The organism is Hyphomonas atlantica corrig. (assembly GCF_000682715.1).
GTDB classification, from domain to species: Bacteria; Pseudomonadota; Alphaproteobacteria; order Caulobacterales; family Hyphomonadaceae; genus Hyphomonas; species Hyphomonas atlantica.
The window spans coordinates 226,959-245,030 of sequence record NZ_AWFH01000001.1 but is presented as its reverse complement, the minus strand read 5'-3'; the positions used below and the strand labels follow the sequence as shown (position 1 = coordinate 245,030).

Genomic DNA, 18,072 nt, shown 5'->3' with positions numbered 1-18,072 from the left:
GCCAGAGCTAAGCGAGCCCGGCGGCGCGGACGTCTGGCTGATAAGTGCGCGACACGGGAACTTCGCGGCCCGATTTCAGGACAAGGACCAGCTTGCCATTGGCGCGGCGCGCATCGCTGACGCCCTGATGCGACACCCACCAGGAGCGGTGCGTCTGTAGCCCATTGTCTTCGCCGAGTTCGCGGATCGCGTCGGCCAGGCGCATCAGGATCATCTCTTCGCCCCGGTCCGTATGGACGCGAAGATAGTGATCTTCTGAAGAGATCGCCCAGAGATCAGCGCCGCGATATTTCACCGGCAGGCGCTGGAGAAAGCCGGCAACGCGGTCTTCCGGCTCAGCGTCTTCCAGCTCTGCCAGACGACGGGCGCGATCCATGAGAAAGCCACCGATCGTCATGACGAGGCAGACCGCCCAGACATAGGCAAACTGAATCGGCAGGTAGGGCAGGGCCGCGTTCGCGCCGATCAGGAAGAGGAATACTTCAAGCGTCAGGGTCACCGGAACGGCCAGCAGAATGGACGCGGCCAGGATGCGGATGGCTGGATGGGCGGTTTTCAGGTGCCTGTGGAACACGAATGGCACAATCCAGAAAGACGAGATCGCGCCAACCATCATGGTGACGAACCACATGGCAAATCTCAGCCAGACCGGGCCGCCGGTGCCATAGACGCCGAACCATGTGAACCCGGCGGCGAGCAGGGTGACGATGCCAAGTGTCCGTGTGATGTCCTTGAGGGCTGATGCCATCCCGTATGACCCCGTGCATTTCGCGCTTCGTGAAAGGATGTGCCGGTATTTGGCGAAGGATTCCAGTCCGTCCGCGTAATCTGCGTGGCGTGCCCCGGCCGGGCTTTCCATCCTGTTTTCATCACCCGCAACGGGGCGAGACGCCCCAGACCCTAAGGAGAGATGAAATGAAACTCAACCACACCCTTGTCGCATTGCTTTCTGTTGCTGCCCTGCTTCCGGCGAGCGCCTCGGCTGCCGAGCTGACCGTGAAGGTCGAAGGCGTCACGGCCCCGACGGGCACGATGTTTGTCGCCCTGTTCACGGAAGACGGCTGGGCTGGCCATGAGGCGTACCAGGGCGCGAAGCAGGCCGTTGAGGATGCCGCCCCGACGATTGTGTTCGGTGATCTGGAGCCGGGCCGCTATGGCGTGAAACTGTTCCACGATGTGGATGGCGATGGCGAACTGGCGCTCGGCGAGTATGGCATTCCGGTCGAGCCCTATGGCTTTTCCAATGACGCGCCGGTCAGCTTCGGACCGCCCAGCTTCGATAGCGCTGCCTTCGACGTGACGGCGGATGGCGCGATCCAGACCATCACGCTGCGCTAGGCCGGACGAGAGGAGCGACACGCCATGAAAAGCCCTTCCATAGCCCTGCCTTCCGAACTGATCCGTCTTTCGCCGGGGCGGATCAGCAACCGCACGATCATATTGGTCGCGCTCGGGATCTATGCGCTTGTCAGCTGGATGATCCTGAACGGTGCGGACAATCCACCGATCCGTTTCCGCTTCGATGCGACGCGGCTGGTCGAGGCTTCTCTTGTGCTGAAGCTTCATGTTGGCGGGGCGCTCGCAGCCTTTGGCATCGGGACGGCCCTGATGATGGGCGTGAAGGGCAGGCGGCTGCACAAGCGCCTCGGTTACACATGGGTGGTGGCCATGGCGGTCACGGCGATCAGCTCTTTCTTCCTGACAGGCCTGAACGGGAACCAGTTCAGCTGGATCCACGGTCTGTCAGCCTGGGCATTGATCGGCCTGCCGATGGGCATCGCGGCGGCGCGCCGGAAAGACATCGCCCGCCACCGCAAGCATATGACGGGCATGTTTACCGGCGGCATGTTGGTGGCGGGCCTCTTCACCTTCCTGCCGGGCCGGATGATGTGGTCCATATTCTTCGCTGCCTGAGCCGGATAACCCCTTACAGCCCCCTCCAAAGCCCGCTACACAAGAAACAGGTAGAGGTGCCTTGGAGGGGTTTTCATGAAACGTATTGTCAGTGCTGTACTTGTTGCAGGTCTCGCCGCATGTCAGGCACCGGGGCCGATCACGATACCCGGCATTACGCGCGCGCCGGACAGTGCGGAAGATGCACTGGAGGCTTATTACCGAACCTTGCCGGATGAGTTCTATCCACGCGCGCCGCAAGGAATGCCCCTTCCAGCACAGGACACGGCCTTGTCGCGAATTCTTGTTGGCTCCTGCCATGATGAGGAAGAGGCCGGGCCGACCGCCACGCTTGAACAGATCGCCTCGGAAGAAGCCGACCTGTTCCTGATGATCGGCGACAATGTGTATGGCGACAAGGATGGCATGGCCTATGCCAACAATCAGGCCGATCTGGACGAGCTGCGCGAGAGCTTTGCCGAACTGGCCGCGCGGGAAGATTTCCAGGCGGTACGCGCCTCCCACCCGATGATGGTGGCATGGGACGATCATGATTATGGCGCAAACGATGCCGGGCGGGAGTTCCCGTTCCGCCGTCTCGCAGAGCGCATTCATGAACGCTTCTGGGGACTTGAGAACAAGGATGTCGGCGCATGGCCGGGCACCTATTACGCGCGCAGTTTCGGGCAGGAGGGTCAGCGCACGCAAATCATCATGCTGGATACGCGTTTCTTTCGCTCGGCGTTGACGCCAACAGATGCCTATGGCGCCAAAGGCAAGGAGCGTTACCTGCCATCCACTGACCCCAAACAGGACATGCTGGGCAATGACCAGTGGACCTGGCTGGAAAACCAGCTTCAGAAGCCCGCCGATTTGCGCCTGATCGTATCGTCCATTCAGGTGCTGCCGACCGAGGCACATGGCTGGGAGGCCTGGTCACGCTTGCCGGCTGAGCAGCAGCGCCTTTACGATCTGATCGGCGAGACAGAGGCCAATGGCGTCGTGTTTGTGTCCGGCGACCGCCACACATCTTTCCTTTATCGCAGCGAAACGGCACTGCCTTATCCGGCATATGAGCTGACCGCGTCCTCGATGAACGTGTCGTTTGCGGAAACGAGTGACGAGATGGACCCGACGCAGATTGGTGAAGGGTTCCCGCCAGAGAATTACGGTGCCATCGGCATCGACTGGGCTCAGGGCGAAGTCGCGCTGGAGATAAAAAATGCGGCCGGCGAGACGGTTCGCCAAACAAAGGCCAAATTCCGGTAGCTATGCCACGCGGCATCAGAAAGGCCGCCTTGTAACATGTCCGAAACCCGCAGTGTCTTTACGCTCATCCTTGCAGTGATGATCCTGCAGATTGCTGGCGGGCTCATGAGCATGCTCACCCCGCTCGGGCTGGAGGCGCTCGGCACGGCGCCGCAATACATCGGTGCCATTGCCGGGCTTTACGCGGCGGGCTTCATGCTGGGGGCGTGGACCTCTCCGGCGGCGCTCGCCTCATTCGGAAACATCCGCCTGTTTGCGGCGGCCGCCGCGGTGACGTCTGCGGGGTCGATCGCGCTGTCGCTTTGGTACGAGCCGGGTTTCTGGGCCATCGTACGCATCGTACAGGGCGTCGGGTTTGCTTACATGTTTACCAGCGTCGAAAGCTGGCTGGGCCAGACCGTGCCGGAAAAGTCGCGCGGAAATGTGATGGGCATCTACCATACGGGCGCAAAGCTCTCTCTCATGATCGGCCCGTTCTTCGTGGCCGGGCTCTCGCCTCTGGACAGCCGCGCCTATAGCTGGGCAGCGCTGTTCCTGACGCTGGCGTTGGTCCCCGTATGCCTGACGCGCCAGGTGCAGCCCGAAACGCGAGACCGCACGGCCATGCCGCTTGGGCGGCTCTATCGCCTTGCGCCCGCTGCTGTGATCGGTGTGGCGCTGGCCGGCGTGGTGAACACGGGAACGCTGGCCCTGTTGCCGATCTATTTCGAAGGCTTCGCTATTGGTGGGGGAGGGACGGCGGCAGCCGCGATCGCCCTGGCAGCGGTCTGGTTCGGCGGCTTGGTCGTGCAATGGCCCGCTGGGCGGCTGTCGGACCGAATCGAACGGCGTCTTGTAATCGCGCTCCTGTGTGGAATTTCGGGCCTTGCTGCAATGGTGATCGCGATATTCGGCCGCAGTTTCGGAGAGCCCGGCGTGATGATGGTACTGGTCGTTTGGGGCGGCGGCGCCATGACCTTCTACGGCTTGTGCGTCGCGCATGCGATCGACCGAACCCCGAAGCACAAGATCCCGCAAGTCATGTCCAGCCTACTGTTCATCTGGGCCGGCGGATCCATCATGGGGCCGCTTTTGTCTGGTGTTGCCATGCGAACTGCAGGCGCGACGGGCCTCTTTGGATGGTCCGGACTGCTGCTGATCCTGCTGGCGTTTGTCATGGTCTGGCGCGTTTCCGCACGGGCCGCGCCGGAGGAGCACGAACAGGAAGACTGGAGCCCCATCCTGCCGACACCTCTGGCCAGCGTGGAGCTCGACCCCCGGAATGCGGAGCGCGAGCCAGAAGCCTGAGTCCAGACTTGAGTACTCAGCTGGTTTACGGGCCTGCCAAGCCTGTTATATAGCCCGGACAAATTAAACGGGCTGGCAGAGGCTGGCCCCTTACCGCAAGCCAGGGCAGACAAGGCAAGTTTCCATGAACATACACGAATACCAGGCCAAGGCCGTGCTGAAATCTTTCGGCGCTCCAGTGGCAGAAGGCGTACCCGTTCTTTCTCTTGATGACGTGCAGAAGGCGGTTGATACGCTGCCGGGGCCGCTCTGGGTTGTGAAGTCCCAAATCCACGCAGGTGGTCGCGGCAAGGGCAAGTTCATCGAAGACGCTGCTGGCGAAAAGGGCGGTGTTCGCCTCGCCTTCTCGAAAGAGGAAGTTCTGGAGCACGCCAAGGCGATGCTCGGCCATCACCTTGTCACCGCGCAGACCAGCGCTGAAGGCAAGCAGGTCAACCGCCTCTACATCGAAGACGGCGCCGACATTGACCGCGAACTCTACCTGTCCCTTCTCGTTGATCGCGCCACGGGCCGTCCGGCCTTTGTTGCCTCTACTGAAGGCGGCATGGACATCGAGGAAGTTGCACACGAAACGCCAGAGAAAATCCTGACGCTTCCGATCGACCCGACCACGGGCGTGACCGATGCGGATGCGGCGCAGCTGTGCGACGCGCTGAAGCTGGACGGCGCAGCCCGCGAAGACGGCATGAAACTGTTCCCGATCCTCTACAAGGCCTTCACCGAGAAGGACATGGCCATGCTGGAGATCAATCCGCTGATCGTGATGGAAAATGGCCACCTTCGCGTTCTCGACGCCAAGGTCAGCTTTGACGGCAACGCACTGTTCCGCCACCCGGACATCGTTGAACTGCGCGACACGACCGAGGAAGACGAGAAAGAGATCGAAGCTTCAGAGTGGGATCTCGCATACATCGCGCTCGACGGCACCATCGGCTGCATGGTCAACGGCGCTGGCCTCGCCATGGCGACGATGGACATCATCAAGCTGTACGGTGAAGAGCCTGCAAACTTCTGTGACGTCGGCGGCGGCGCCAATGCCGAGAAAGTTGCTGCGGCCTTCAAGATCATCATGAAGGACCCGAACGTGAAGGGCATCCTCGTGAACATCTTCGGCGGCATCATGAAATGTGACGTCATCGCCGAGGGCGTGATCGCCGCGGTGAAGGAAACCAACCTCGCTGTGCCGCTGGTTGTTCGCCTTGAAGGTACGAACGTCGAGATGGGCAAGGAAATCATCAAGAATTCCGGCCTGAACGTCATCCCTGCCGATGACCTCGACGACGCCGCCCAGAAAATTGTTGCCGCTGTTAAAGAGGCCTAAGGAAACATGTCCATTCTCATCGACAAGAATACCAAAGTCATCGTCCAGGGCCTGACCGGCAATACGGGCTCTTTCCACACCAATCAGGCGCTGGAATATTTCGGCACCCAGATGGTGGCCGGTACGCACCCGAAGAAGGCTGGCCAGAAATGGGCTGCCGACAATGGCGCCGAGCTGCCGATCTTCGCGAATGCGGGTGAAGCCAAGGAAGCCACAGGCGCAACGGCCTCCGTGATCTACGTGCCGCCAGCTGGCGCTGCTGCGGCCATTGAAGAGGCCATCGATGCGGAAATTCCGCTGATCGTCTGCATCACCGAAGGCGTGCCAGTTCTCGATATGGTTCGCGTGAAGGCAAAACTGGACAAGTCCAGCTCCCGCCTGATCGGGCCGAACTGCCCCGGCCTGCTGACGCCGGAACAGTGCAAGATCGGCATCATGCCGGGCAAGATCTTCCAGAAGGGCTCAGTCGGCGTTGTTTCCCGCTCCGGAACGCTGACCTATGAAGCCGTGTACCAGACCTCTCAGGCGGGCCTCGGCCAGACCTCTGCTGTCGGTATCGGCGGCGACCCGGTCAAGGGCACCGAATTCATCGACGTGCTGGACATGTTCCTGTCCGACGACGAGACCCAGTCGATCATCATGATCGGCGAGATTGGTGGCACAGCCGAAGAAGAAGCTGCGCAATTCCTGATCGATGAGGCCAAGAAAGGCCGGAAAAAACCGATGGTTGGCTTTATTGCGGGTCGGACTGCACCGAAAGGGCGCACAATGGGCCATGCCGGTGCTATCGTGTCAGGCGGTCAGGGCGATGCCGAGAGCAAGATCGCGGCGATGGAAGAGGCAGGTATTCGTGTCTCCCCGTCACCGGCGCGTCTCGGGACGACCATGGTCGAAGTGTTGAAGGGCTAGCCCGAAAGCACACATACAGCCAGGACGGCCCGTCCGGGCCAGTCTGGCGAGGCCAGCATCTGTCCCCGCACAGGCCGTCCTAGAGAACCTCAGTCCCGGTAGGAACCGGGCAAGTATTTTGTTCCTTAATGTCAGGGGACAGGTCCCAAAGGACGGATTGAAAAATGGCAGATGACGGCAGCCCGGTAGACGGCTCACGCAGCGCAGGTAACAGCGCAATGCTGGAAACAGCATTCCTGTATGGTGGTTCAGCCATGTGGCTGGAACAGATGCAGGCAGCCTATGCAAAGAACCCCGCGTCAGTTCCCGAGAGCTGGCGCGCCTTCTTTGCGGAGCTCAACGATGATTCGGCAGACGCCGCGAAGAATGCGGATGGTGCGAGCTGGAAGCGCGGCGACTGGCCCCGTCCGGTCAGTGACGAACAGGTGGCCGCCTTTGACGGCAACTGGGCGCTGGTCGAGCCGAAGCTCGAGAAAAAGCTGAAATCCGCCAAACCGGCCGCCTCTGCCGAGGAAATCGCGCAGAACGTCAAGGATTCTATCCGCGCCATCATGATGATCCGCGCCTATCGGATGAGGGGTCATTTGGCGGCGCAGCTTGATCCGCTGTCGCTGGATATTCCGGAAAAACAGCCGGAACTGGACCCGGCCAGCTATGGCTTTGGCCCGGCTGATATGGATCGCAAGATCTTCATCGACGGCTATCTCGGGCTCGACCATGCGTCCGTCAGCGAGATGCTCGACATTCTGAAGCGGACCTATTGCTCGACCATCGGCATCGAGTTCATGCACATTTCCGATCCGGAAGAAAAAGCCTGGCTGCAGGAGCGTATCGAAGGGCCGGACAAGGGCGTCGCCTTCACCGAGCAAGGCAAGAAGGCGATCCTCGCAAAGCTTATCGAAGCGGAAACGTTCGAACGCTTCCTGCACAAACGGTATCCTGGCACGAAACGCTTCGGCCTGGACGGTGGTGAGGCAGCGGTTCCGGCGCTGGAACAGATCATCAAGCGCGGTGGTGCACTGGGCGTGCGCGAGATTGTTGTGGGCATGCCGCACCGTGGCCGCCTGAACATGCTCGCAGCCGTGATGGGCAAGCCTTACGAGCAGATCTTCCACGAATTCCAAGGCGGTAACACGCAAGGTGCCGGCGAGTTCGGCTCCGGCGACGTGAAGTACCATCTCGGCGCCTCGTCTGACCGCGAATTTGACGGCAATGAAGTTCACCTGTCGATGAACGCCAACCCGTCCCACCTTGAAGCGGTGGATCCGGTGGTGCTCGGCAAGTCGCGCTCCAAGCAGGAAATGTTGCACCGGGAAAGCGGCACGCTGGACCGGTCGACTGTTCTGCCGTTGTTGCTGCATGGGGATGCGGCGTTTGCGGGGCAGGGCGTGGTGTCTGAGTGTTTCGCGCTGTCCGGTCTGCAAGGCTATCGCACAGGCGGTACGATCCACTTCATCGTGAACAACCAGATCGGCTTCACAACCAGCCCGATCTATTCGCGGTCCTCACCATATCCGACCGATGTTGCGCTGATGGTGCAGACGCCGATCTTCCATGTGAATGGTGATGACCCGGAAGCGGTCACCTATGCTGCCAAAGTGGCCACTGAGTATCGCCAGAAATTCGGCAAGGACGTCGTTATCGACATGTTCTGCTATCGTCGCTTCGGGCACAATGAGGGCGATGAGCCCATGTTCACCCAGCCGGTCATGTACACCAAGATCAAGGGCCATGCCTCGACGCGCGAAATCTACGCCGAGCGCCTTGTGAAGGAAGGTGTTCTGACGGCGGAGCAGATAGAGCAGCAGGTCGCTGATTTCGAAGCCTATCTCGACCGCGAGTTTGAAGCGGGCAAAACGTTCGAAGCCAAGAAAGCCGACTGGCTGGACGGCGAATGGAAGGGCCTTGGCCTGCCGGACGATGACGAGCGTCGCGGCAAGACCGGCGTTTCCAAGAAACGCATGCAGACGATTGGCCAGACCATCACGACCATTCCGGAAGGCGTCGACATTCACAGGACGCTGGCGCGGGTCATTGATGCACGGGCCAGTGCCATCTCGAAAGGGAAGGGCCTCGATTGGGCGACGGCAGAGCATCTGGCGTTCGCAACCCTGCTTGACGAAGGTTTCCCGGTTCGCCTCTCCGGGCAGGATTGCGGCCGCGGCACGTTCTCTCAGCGCCACAGTCACATTATCGACCAGACTAATGGCGACCGCTACACGCCGCTGAACAATATCAGCGACACGCAGGCCAATTACGAAGTGATCGACTCGCTTCTGTCGGAGGAGGCTGTGCTTGGGTACGAGTACGGATATTCTCTGGCAGACCCGAACACGCTGACCATGTGGGAAGCCCAGTTCGGTGACTTCTCCAATGGTGCGCAGGTCTTCTTCGACCAGTTCATTTCCTCTGCAGAGCGTAAATGGCTGCGTATGTCCGGCCTCGTTGTTCTGTTGCCGCATGGCTATGAAGGTCAGGGGCCGGAGCACTCCTCCGCGCGCCTCGAACGCTTCCTGCAGATGTGCGCTGAGGACAATTGGCAAGTCTGTAACCTGACGACCCCGGCGAACTACTTCCACGCCCTGCGTCGCCAGATCCATCGTGATTTCCGCAAGCCGCTGATCATCATGACGCCGAAATCTCTTCTGCGTCACAAGCTGGCCACGTCCAGCCTGGATGACATGAGCACTAAATCCTCATTCCACCGCATTCTTTGGGATGACGCCGAAACGCCGGGCCGCGAAGGCAAGGTGAAGCTTGTGAAGGACAACAAGGTCCGCCGCGTCGTTCTGTGTTCGGGCAAGGTCTATTACGACCTGTTCGAAGCGCGCGAAGAGAGCGGTGAGGATGATGTCTACCTGCTGCGGGTGGAGCAGTTCTATCCGGTTCCGCGCAAGTCGCTGATCCAAGAGCTGAAACGCTTCCCGCAGGCCGAGATTGTCTGGTGCCAGGAAGAGCCGCGCAATATGGGTGGCTGGACCTTCATCCGCGACGAGCTGGAATGGTGCGCCAATCAGGCAGGCATGCAGCACACACGGCCATCCTATGCGGGTCGTCCGCCATCGGCGGCCACGGCAACCGGTCTTTTGTCCAAGCACAAGGCTGAGCAGGACGCGCTGATTTCGACCGCACTTGGAAAAGACCCCGTCGACGACAATATCGTCGCCAGCTGAATTTGATGACTACGAACGGACTGATTTCATGACCGATATCACAGTGCCTACCCTCGGCGAGAGCATCACCGAAGCCACCGTCGGCCAATGGCTGAAGGCCGCTGGCGACGCGGTGAAGAAAGATGAAGTGCTCGTCGAACTCGAAACAGACAAAGTGTCTGTTGAAGTGTCCGCCACCGAAGATGGCGTTTTGTCCGAAATCGTCGCCAAGGAAGGTGACACGGTCGAGATCGGCGCGCTTCTCGGCAAGCTCTCCGGTGGGAATGGCGCAGCTGCCAGCACTGCCGCTGAAGCCTTGCCGGAGCATGGCGGTCCGAAAGAGCCCGGCGGCGTTCCGGGCAAGGACGACAAGGGCGAACTGGTCGATGTTGAAGTGCCGACAATGGGCGAAAGCGTCGCCGAAGGTACGCTGTCGACCTTCCTGAAGGCCCCTGGCGATGCTGTGAAGAAAGACGAGACCATCGCTGAGATCGAAACCGACAAGGTTGCACTCGAAGTGCCAGCACCAGCTGATGGTGTTCTGGCCGAACTGCTGGTGGGCGAAGGCGACTCTGTCACGCCGGGCTCCGTCATTGCCCGTATCAGCGCTGGCGGCTCTGCACCGGCTGCTGCGCCAGCCGCATCTGCACCCGCCGCGTCGACCTCTGCGCCAGCCGCAACGGGCGAACGTCCTGTCGCGCCGTCCGTACGCCGTATTTCCGCTGAAGCTGGTGTGAACCCGGCTGATATTCCAGGCACTGGCCGCGACGGTCGTGCAACCAAGGCCGATGCCATGAATTATGTGAACAGCGCGCCGAAGACGGCTGCGGCACCTGCCGAAGCGAAGGCTCCTCGGGATATTGGTCCGCGTGAAGAGCGTGTTCGCATGACGCGTCTGCGCCAGACCATCGCCCGCCGTCTGAAAGAGGCGCAGGACACTGCCGCCATGCTGACGACGTTCAATGATGTCGACATGGGCGCCATCATGGATTTGCGGAAGAAGCACCAGGAAGCCTTCGTGGCCAAGCACGGCATCAAGCTGGGCTTCATGAGCTTCTTCGTGAAGGCGTGTGTCAACGCGCTGAAGGAAGTTCCGGCCGTGAATGCCGAGATTGATGGCACGGACATCATCTACAAGAACTATTACGATATCGGCGTAGCCGTTGGTACGGATAAAGGCCTCGTGGTTCCGGTTGTTCGGGACTCTGACGATTTGTCGCTCGCTGGTATCGAGAAGTATATCGCCGATCTTGGCAAGCGCGCCCGCGACGGCTCACTGACCATTGGCGACATGCAGGGTGGCACATTCACCATTTCGAATGGCGGCATCTATGGCTCGCTCATGTCCACGCCAATCCTGAACCCCCCACAATCCGGTGTGCTCGGCATGCACCGGATCGAACAGCGCCCTGTGGCCATCAATGGCGAAGTCAAAATCCGCCCGATGATGTATCTGGCGCTGTCCTATGACCACCGGATCGTCGACGGCAAGGAGGCTGTGACCTTCCTCGTCCGCGTCAAGGAAGCCCTGGAAGATCCAGAGCGCATGCTTCTCGAAGTCTAGGCCTTCGCGGTCAGCCAACCCTTGATCAGTCCCGCCTGTACGCATTGTACGGGCGGGATGAATCCTGCCGTCTCGATCATGGCTTCAACGTCTGATGGGCCGTGGCACGCAAAGATGGTTCCGAAACTCTTTGCGTACTGTTCCTGGCCTTCTGGCGCCATGCCGGCCTTGGCCATCATTCCCTGCCAGAATTTCATCAGGGTCTCGAACTCCGCGCCTGATTGATCCGCGCAGAGATCGGCATTGAGCATCGGGGCGCCCGGTTTCAGCCGATCTGCGATGGAGCGGAAATAGTCAGTTCGCGCGTCGGCCTGCTGCACGAAATGCGACACCAGCAGGCTGGTGGCAGCATCGAAGTTACCGGCATCGACCTCCGACACATAGGTCGCGTGAAACGTGCATCGGTCGGCGAAGCCCTCTGCTTCGGCATGGCGCTTTGCAATCTCCAGCATGGCAGAGGCCGGATCCACGAGCGTGAAGCGCCAGTTCGGGAAGAGGGGGGCCAAGTGGCGCACTTCCGCGCCCGTGCCCGCCCCGGCGATGAGAAGATGTGCAGTCTCTGGAAGGTTTGCGAATGTGGATTCCAGCGCCAGATGGATCATGTCCTTGATGCCATGCAGCGCCTTGAACCGGTCATCATAGGTTGCGGCATGGTCTGGTCCAAAAGTGACCAGCGGATCGAAATCAGTAGACATGGCGGATGCTCCAATTGTTACATTGTAACTGTTAGTGTAGGGCGGAACATGTCGCAATCGGAAAATTGGGAGTCCGGGCGGAATTCGTGTTTCGAATACAAAAGAGGGCAGATGCATTTCTGCACCTGCCCCTTCGCGTCAGTCCCCTGATCGCAGACCTGCCTGAAGGCATATCCCCACCGCCTGCGACGTGTTGCATTTGTTACGCGTCGCAACACATGTTGGGGTATAAGGCGGTTTGATTGAACGCTCTCCCAACGCCTTGTTATTTCACGTTCATTTGCCGCTACGTATCAAAAAGGCTACGCTGAGGCGTGCTCTCGGGGCGAAATGGGACGTACTTCTTGCCCTTATATGAGCGCGCAGAATGGAGGCGATGGGCATGTGTGGGGCTCACTTGTTTGACCTGAACGGATAAGGACGCACGCAACCAGAAGCTCCCCGACGCGTATTTGCTTGAGCCGTAACAGGCACAACACAAACAAAAGGGGACTAATCACATGGAAGAATTCTGGCGAAATACAGTCGACCAGGCGCAGACCTACGGGCCTCAGCTCCTGAAGGCTGCACTGGTGATGATTGCTTTCATCATCGGCGCATTCATCGTCCGCTGGTTGATTGCAGCCGCGATTGACCGCACTGGCCTTGCCAAAAAGGCAAACGAATCCACAGCGACCAGTGACAGCAAATCGCTTGGCACCAGCCTGGCCCAGGCGGCCTTCTGGGTGACGATCCTGATCGGCCTGATGCAGGCGCTTGCCATCGCCGGTGCAACACAGATTTCCAGCGCCTTGCATGGGGTGATTGATCCCATCCTGTCCTACCTGCCGAACGTGATCGGCGCGGCGCTTATCTTCGGTATTTTCCTGATCATCGCCAACGTTGTGCGTGAAACGTTGAAGGCCGTGCTGGTTTTCGGTGACGGTATGCCGGAACGGTTTGGCCTCGCGACAGGACGAGTGAACATTTCCGGCATTGTCGCCTCTGTCGCCTTCGCGGTGTTGATCATCATCGGTGCGATCATGGCCTTTGATGTCCTCGCCATCGAGGCGATCTCCGCGCCAGCCAATGCGCTGCTGACGGACATCATCGGCATCATTCCGAATGTGCTTGCAGCAGGCGTCATTCTCGCAATCTTCGTGCTGATCGGGCGGTTTGTTTCCAATCTCGTGCTGAAGACCTTGCCGGGCACCGGTGTCGATTCCGCCGTCTCGGAACTTGGCCTGTTGAAAGGCGCTGACAGTGGCCTGACCGCCAGCACCGTTATCGCGCGTGTCAGCATGTTCCTGATTGTTCTGCTCGGCCTTGTGGCAGCGCTCAATGTACTCGGTATTGAATCGCTGACCTATGCGATGAATGTCGTGCTCGACATGGGCGTGCAGATCATTTTTGGCGCTCTGATCATCTTTGCGGGTGTGTTCATCGCCCGTCTGGTCAGCTCTGCCATGGATTCCACCGGGGCAGGGGCAACGGACGTCACCGCTCGTGTGATGAAATGGATCATCATTGTCCTGTCGGTCATTCTCGGCATTTCGCGCATGGGGCTCGATCCGACCGGCGGCGTGTTCATTCTGGATGTGGCCAAATGGATGGTGATCGGCGGAGCCGGTGCATTCGCCATTGCCTTTGGTTGGGGTGGTCGTGAATGGGCCGCGCGTATCCTGGAATCGTGGCGCAGCACACGCTAGCAAGGCGATATCGCCAGATCAGGGGGCCATCCTTCCCGGTGGCCCCTTTTTCGTGAGCGCATCAAAGCCGGGGGCGCTTCGTCGCAGCTGCTTTGTTGCGGCAGGGCGTGGGGTCATATATGCGCGAAGCCACTTCTCATTGGGGCAGACACCGCATGACCACTTATACATCCGATCAGCGCCGTCACACGTCCGAGACGGCCGAGACCATGGCCGATGTGCGCTATGAAATTGACCGGATTGATCGCCTGCTCGTGGAGATCCTCGCCGAACGCCAGTCTTTCATGGACGCGGCCGCGCGTATCAAGCCAGACCGTTCGAAAGTCTATGACGCCGACCGCATTGAGGATGTTGTTGCAAAGGTGAAAGCGGCTTGCCAAGGCGCTGGCCTGTCGCCGGCGATTGCCGAGCCGGTCTGGCGAAAGCTGATTGAGCGCTGCATCGCCTATGAATTCGGAAGCTACGACACGCGGCGCGGCGGCGACGTATAATCGTAGAGAAGCTGCGCGACTTCTTCCAGCGTATCACCGAGCACATCCTTGATTTCTCCCAGCATGACAGCTGCTGCCGTAACGCTTGGCGGGGTGTCTGACCGGCCGGCCTTTTCTGCCGTTTCGCATTTGGCAGCCAGGCGGATTGCTCCAATCCCGAGGCTGGCCCCTTTGAGCGTATGCGCTGCGTCCGCCCATTGAGTGGTTTCGGCTTGAGGATCGAGCATGCGGGACCAGATTTCCGCTTGTTCCCGGAATATCTCGATGACTTCCTTGGCGAGGGCGGTGTCACCGCCTGTCATGGCATCAAGGTGCGCGCGGTCGAGCAGGGCGAAAGTCTGGGTCATGGCATTTTGCTCCGGAAGGTTCACTGTCGCAGTGACGGGCTGACCAATCGTTAACGAAATCACAAATTCCGAATTCTCTGCGCGACGTGAATTTATCGATTGTCGAAAAGCCCTTTTTGAACTATTATTCATCTGCGCCCACTTCCGTGGCGCGTTTCTGTTTTGGCTCTGGGGAAGAACGATGCTGGCGTTCGTTGTGTTTGTGCGTAATCTGGTTTTGGCGGCCGTTCTGGCTTGGCTTGGTCTGGAATTCACGCCTGAGCATGATGAAGCTCAGGATACCTCCCGGCAGAATGTGGCCGTAAGCGCGCTGCTCGCGCGCTAAGGCGTTTACGAACCCCGCCCATAAATGCACACATTGTGGTCTCGCGCCGGGCGAAATGTCGCGGTATACTCCCACTATGGACGATATGCCCGCCGCTCGCCCGTCTGGCCGCGATTTGCTTGTCAGGCAAGAGGCGTCTGAGAACTTCGAGCTCGCCCGTCATGGCGGCAGCTGGATGGTTGTCACTGGATTTGTCGTAGCTGTTTTCTGGATCGTCGGTGCAATCTCCATGGCCGTGGGCCTCTGGGGTGTGGACGAGCTGAAACTCATGCCCCCACTGGTTTTGGCAGGGGGTGGCATGGCGCTGGTCGTGCCCGCTCTCCTGATGATCATGGCCGGATATATGGGCCGAACCAATCGTCGCGCCGCGGCGTCCAACGCATTGGTTATGGAGGCTGCCGTTCGCCTGATGGCGCCGGCCCGCGAGGCAGGGACTGAGGGCATTACCTTTGCAGAGCAGATGAAGCAGGCCGCCGCTGAAGTGGATCGGGCGATGGCGCATGCCCTGTCTGCAATGAAGGCGATGGCCGGGGAAATTGGCGACGAGCGGTTGCGGTTGGAATCGGTCGCCTATGCCAGCGCGGACAATGCCCGCGAGCTTACGGAGCGGCTGGGCCAGGAGCGGCACGCCCTGGAAGGGCTCGCCCGGGATTTGCGCACACACATGCAATCGCTGAACGAGGCAATCCCGCGTCAGGCACAGATGATGGTGAAAGCCGCCCGCGATGCCAGCGAAGAAGTTTCTCGCGCCGACGGGGCGCTGGAACAACGCCTTGAGAGCATGCAACTCGCTGGCCGGACACTCTCTGAAAAGCTGGTTGAACTTGATGCGCTTGCCCGCGACGCCGCCACGCGTACCGAAACGCTGACATTCGCGGTTTCTCGCGTTGAGGAGAAGCTCGACCAGTCCCGCCGGACGGTGGACGCCGCGGTGCGGGCAGGGGAGATTGCCGCTGCGGCGGCGATGACCACGGGTGACGCCCTGAAGGATGCAGTCTCTTCAGCGCTGGACGGGGCCCGACGCGCCAATCATGAAATCAACAATTCCACACGTGAAGCCGCAGAAAACGCGGCGCGGGCTCTGGCGCGTCTGCGCGAAGCGGGAGATGAGGCCGCTGCAGCGATCAGGTCTGCCGAATACGCCGCCAAGGCTGATACGGTCCGCATGGAACACAAGCTGCGCCAGGCGACTGTCGAAGAGGATGCTTCACGGGGCGAGATTGAGCCGGAGCAGGGCCCGCCAGCCATCGTGCCGCCTCAGGCTGAGCCCGAGTTCGAGGCAGACACGGAGTTCGAGCCTGAACCCTTCGATGCCGAATCTTTCGATGATGAATTTGAAGAGGATGACACGTTCGAGCCTGCGCCTGTCCGCAATGGGAACGGCCATGCCAATGGTTATCATCCAATTGTCCGCAACGGTCATGTGCCTGAGCCCGCGCCCGAGCAGGCGGACGATGAACCCGTAGAGCGGCCCGCCGCACCAAAGCCCGCTCCCGCGGCCCGGCCGAGCATGGAAGACGAATTGTTCGACGCCGCTGCAGATGCCCTGGCCGATGCAAGCCTGAGCGATGAACCTGATGTGCCGGAAGACACATGGGACTTTGGCCGAGAGCTGGAGAAGCGCCAGCCAGAGCCTGCGCCACACCTGTTGCGTCGTCGCCATGATGACGTGCCGCTCGACGCGCCGACGCCTGACGAGACCCCACGACGCCGGGCGACAGATTTCCTGCCGGCTGCGCCAGAATTGCCTGAACCGGCAGTCGAGGCTGAGCCAGCGCCAATGGTGCCAGCCCAGCCGTCCTCACCGCCAGCTTCCGGCGCGGAAATGGGATGGCGGGATATTATCTCCGACATGAGCCGCGAAGACCGTCCGGTGCGGGAGCGCGAAGAAGTGGCCGAAGAACTGATCGACCGGCTGCAGACATCCGGCATTATCCTGCCGGAAGCGATCCGCCCGAAAGCCAAGCGCAAAATTGCCGAGGCCGCGCGCCGCGGTGTGAAAGAGCGCAAATCCGCGATCATCTCCCAAGCGGGACGTCAGGTGGAACGGGTCACCCAGCGCCTGCGCAATGACCGCGAATTGATGGATCTCGCGCGAGATTTCCTCGACATGGAATCCGAAGACGCCCTTCACGCGCTGGAGCAGACGCAGAAGACCGGGCGCAATGCCAGTGCGCGTCTTGCGGCCTATCTGTTGCTGGATGCTGCGCTGTAGTCAGCGGCTCAGCATGACGATTGCGACGACACCCGAGGCAAGCAGGAGAATTCCTGCGACTTCCAGCAACGATACGCGCTCCCGGAACATGAGACGTGAAGCGACAAGGGTGAACAGGATTTCGACCTGACCAACAGCCTTCACGCTCGCAGCATCTTTCAACGTGAACGCGGCCACCCAGGCCATCGACCCCAGAAAGCCGATCAGCCCCACCCACCCGGCATGACGCCATGCCCCGAAGAGTCGGGCGGTCTGACCGGGCTCTCTCAGGCGAAGCCAGACAAGCAGCAGGGCTGACTGGACGACCGTTACAAAGGCCAGCGTCGTGGATGTACTGAGCACCACATTGGCGTCGCCAAGCGACAGGGATGCACCGCGAAGCGACACTGAAGACACGGCAAAGCACGCCCCTGACAGCAGCCCGATCCATAAGGCACCATCGGGGCGCCATTTCCCGTCCTTGCCCTTGGGAAGCGAGATCAGGATGATGCCAACGATGCTGGTAAGGATTGCCAGCAAGGCAGGCAGCGTGAGCGCGTCCCCCAGAAGCAGAATTCCCACCAGCGCCGCCTGAATCGGCTCAGTCTTGGTGAAGGCGGTGGCCGCCGCAAAATTGGCGCGTGAGAACAGGTGGATCAGCAATCCCGTCGCCAGCACTTGCGCGACCGCGCCGACAAGGGCGAACGCAAAGAACTGGCCCGACAGGTTGGGCAGGGGCGCACCGCGTCCCAAAGTCAGGGCGAGCAGCACGGCGATTGCTAGCGGCGCCGCATAAACGAAGCGGGTTGCTGTCGATCCCCATGTGCTGAGCCGGTCTTTCAGCTGTTTCTGAAACGCAGAGCGGAGGTTCTGGCAGAACGCAGCCGCCAGCGTCATGGAAATCCAGAGATCCATTTCGGGTAATCTTTATATTGCG

The 18,072-nt window shown here is 60.3% G+C and carries 16 protein-coding genes; 12 read left to right on the top strand and 4 right to left on the bottom strand.

Annotation, left to right across the window (positions count from 1 at the left end):
- Nucleotides 1-7: 7 nt before the first annotated feature.
- A complete protein-coding gene (locus tag HY36_RS17525; protein WP_162175925.1) occupies nt 8-748 on the bottom strand; it encodes a LytTR family DNA-binding domain-containing protein in 741 nt (246 codons plus the stop codon).
- A 167-nt stretch (nt 749-915) separates the two neighbouring features.
- On the opposite strand from HY36_RS17525, the gene HY36_RS01200 reads away from it, so the two are divergent.
- The 8 genes from HY36_RS01200 (at nt 916) to odhB (ending at nt 11,395) form a co-directional block, all read left to right on the top strand.
- On the top strand, nt 916-1,338 hold the full coding sequence (locus HY36_RS01200) for a DUF2141 domain-containing protein (protein ID WP_035547192.1): 423 nt from the start codon (nt 916-918) through the stop codon (nt 1,336-1,338).
- 24 nt (nt 1,339-1,362) lie between these two features.
- Nucleotides 1,363-1,914, top strand: coding sequence for a DUF2306 domain-containing protein (locus HY36_RS01195; RefSeq protein ID WP_241764109.1), 552 nt, complete (start codon nt 1,363-1,365; stop codon nt 1,912-1,914).
- A 75-nt stretch (nt 1,915-1,989) separates the two neighbouring features.
- A complete protein-coding gene (locus tag HY36_RS01190) occupies nt 1,990-3,162 on the top strand; it encodes an alkaline phosphatase D family protein (protein WP_035547189.1) in 1,173 nt (390 codons plus the stop codon).
- A 36-nt stretch (nt 3,163-3,198) separates the two neighbouring features.
- A complete protein-coding gene (locus HY36_RS01185) occupies nt 3,199-4,449 on the top strand; it encodes an MFS transporter (RefSeq protein ID WP_035547186.1) in 1,251 nt (416 codons plus the stop codon).
- Between the two features lie 124 nt (nt 4,450-4,573).
- On the top strand, nt 4,574-5,770 hold the full coding sequence (gene sucC, locus HY36_RS01180) for an ADP-forming succinate--CoA ligase subunit beta (protein WP_035547185.1): 1,197 nt from the start codon (nt 4,574-4,576) through the stop codon (nt 5,768-5,770).
- Between the two features lie 6 nt (nt 5,771-5,776).
- On the top strand, nt 5,777-6,679 hold the full coding sequence (gene sucD / locus HY36_RS01175) for a succinate--CoA ligase subunit alpha (RefSeq protein ID WP_035547183.1): 903 nt from the start codon (nt 5,777-5,779) through the stop codon (nt 6,677-6,679).
- 164 nt (nt 6,680-6,843) lie between these two features.
- A complete protein-coding gene (locus HY36_RS01170) occupies nt 6,844-9,852 on the top strand; it encodes a 2-oxoglutarate dehydrogenase E1 component (protein WP_035547181.1) in 3,009 nt (1,002 codons plus the stop codon).
- Between the two features lie 28 nt (nt 9,853-9,880).
- Entirely contained in the window at nt 9,881-11,395 is a 1,515-nt protein-coding gene (gene odhB / locus HY36_RS01165) for a 2-oxoglutarate dehydrogenase complex dihydrolipoyllysine-residue succinyltransferase (protein ID WP_035548168.1), read from the top strand.
- Here odhB and HY36_RS01160 read toward each other — a convergent pair.
- On the bottom strand, nt 11,392-12,090 hold the full coding sequence (locus HY36_RS01160; RefSeq protein WP_051602374.1) for a class I SAM-dependent methyltransferase: 699 nt from the start codon (nt 12,088-12,090) through the stop codon (nt 11,392-11,394). The genes odhB and HY36_RS01160 overlap by 4 nt on opposite strands.
- Before the next feature lie 500 nt (nt 12,091-12,590).
- Here HY36_RS01160 and HY36_RS01155 point away from each other — a divergent pair, with 500 nt between their 5' ends.
- Nucleotides 12,591-13,778: a mechanosensitive ion channel gene (locus HY36_RS01155; RefSeq protein ID WP_035547178.1), complete on the top strand. Its 1,188-nt coding sequence runs from the start codon at nt 12,591-12,593 to the stop codon at nt 13,776-13,778.
- Between the two features lie 155 nt (nt 13,779-13,933).
- Nucleotides 13,934-14,269: a chorismate mutase gene (locus HY36_RS01150; RefSeq protein ID WP_051602373.1), complete on the top strand. Its 336-nt coding sequence runs from the start codon at nt 13,934-13,936 to the stop codon at nt 14,267-14,269.
- Here the strand turns inward: HY36_RS01150 and HY36_RS01145 are convergent.
- A complete protein-coding gene (locus HY36_RS01145) occupies nt 14,239-14,616 on the bottom strand; it encodes an Hpt domain-containing protein (protein WP_035547172.1) in 378 nt (125 codons plus the stop codon). The two genes, HY36_RS01150 and HY36_RS01145, sit on opposite strands and share 31 nt — an antisense overlap.
- Before the next feature lie 181 nt (nt 14,617-14,797).
- On the opposite strand from HY36_RS01145, the gene HY36_RS18300 reads away from it, so the two are divergent.
- On the top strand, nt 14,798-14,941 hold the full coding sequence (locus tag HY36_RS18300) for a hypothetical protein (RefSeq protein WP_155841604.1): 144 nt from the start codon (nt 14,798-14,800) through the stop codon (nt 14,939-14,941).
- A gap of 55 nt (nt 14,942-14,996) precedes the next feature.
- Complete coding sequence (locus tag HY36_RS01140) at nt 14,997-17,156, top strand: hypothetical protein (RefSeq protein WP_162175924.1); 2,160 nt, start codon at nt 14,997-14,999, stop codon at nt 17,154-17,156.
- On the opposite strand, the gene HY36_RS01135 is transcribed toward HY36_RS01140, so the two are convergent.
- A complete protein-coding gene (locus HY36_RS01135) occupies nt 17,157-18,050 on the bottom strand; it encodes a DMT family transporter (protein WP_035547167.1) in 894 nt (297 codons plus the stop codon).
- Between the last annotated feature and the right edge of the window lie 22 nt (nt 18,051-18,072).

Excerpts from the sequence above, each read along its gene's own strand:
- HY36_RS17525 (WP_162175925.1), bottom strand. The coding sequence starts at position 748 with ATGGCATCAGCCCTCAAGGACATCACACGGACACTTGGCATCGTCACC.
- HY36_RS01200 (WP_035547192.1), top strand. The coding sequence starts at position 916 with ATGAAACTCAACCACACCCTTGTCGCATTGCTTTCTGTTGCTGCCCTG.
- HY36_RS01195 (WP_241764109.1), top strand. The coding sequence starts at position 1,363 with ATGAAAAGCCCTTCCATAGCCCTGCCTTCCGAACTGATCCGTCTTTCG.
- HY36_RS01190 (WP_035547189.1), top strand. The coding sequence starts at position 1,990 with ATGAAACGTATTGTCAGTGCTGTACTTGTTGCAGGTCTCGCCGCATGT.
- HY36_RS01185 (WP_035547186.1), top strand. The coding sequence starts at position 3,199 with ATGTCCGAAACCCGCAGTGTCTTTACGCTCATCCTTGCAGTGATGATC.
- sucC (WP_035547185.1), top strand. The coding sequence starts at position 4,574 with ATGAACATACACGAATACCAGGCCAAGGCCGTGCTGAAATCTTTCGGC.
- sucD (WP_035547183.1), top strand. The coding sequence starts at position 5,777 with ATGTCCATTCTCATCGACAAGAATACCAAAGTCATCGTCCAGGGCCTG.
- HY36_RS01170 (WP_035547181.1), top strand. The coding sequence starts at position 6,844 with ATGGCAGATGACGGCAGCCCGGTAGACGGCTCACGCAGCGCAGGTAAC.
- odhB (WP_035548168.1), top strand. The coding sequence starts at position 9,881 with ATGACCGATATCACAGTGCCTACCCTCGGCGAGAGCATCACCGAAGCC.
- HY36_RS01160 (WP_051602374.1), bottom strand. The coding sequence starts at position 12,090 with ATGTCTACTGATTTCGATCCGCTGGTCACTTTTGGACCAGACCATGCC.
- HY36_RS01155 (WP_035547178.1), top strand. The coding sequence starts at position 12,591 with ATGGAAGAATTCTGGCGAAATACAGTCGACCAGGCGCAGACCTACGGG.
- HY36_RS01150 (WP_051602373.1), top strand. The coding sequence starts at position 13,934 with ATGACCACTTATACATCCGATCAGCGCCGTCACACGTCCGAGACGGCC.
- HY36_RS01145 (WP_035547172.1), bottom strand. The coding sequence starts at position 14,616 with ATGACCCAGACTTTCGCCCTGCTCGACCGCGCGCACCTTGATGCCATG.
- HY36_RS18300 (WP_155841604.1), top strand. The coding sequence starts at position 14,798 with ATGCTGGCGTTCGTTGTGTTTGTGCGTAATCTGGTTTTGGCGGCCGTT.
- HY36_RS01140 (WP_162175924.1), top strand. The coding sequence starts at position 14,997 with ATGTCGCGGTATACTCCCACTATGGACGATATGCCCGCCGCTCGCCCG.
- HY36_RS01135 (WP_035547167.1), bottom strand. The coding sequence starts at position 18,050 with ATGGATCTCTGGATTTCCATGACGCTGGCGGCTGCGTTCTGCCAGAAC.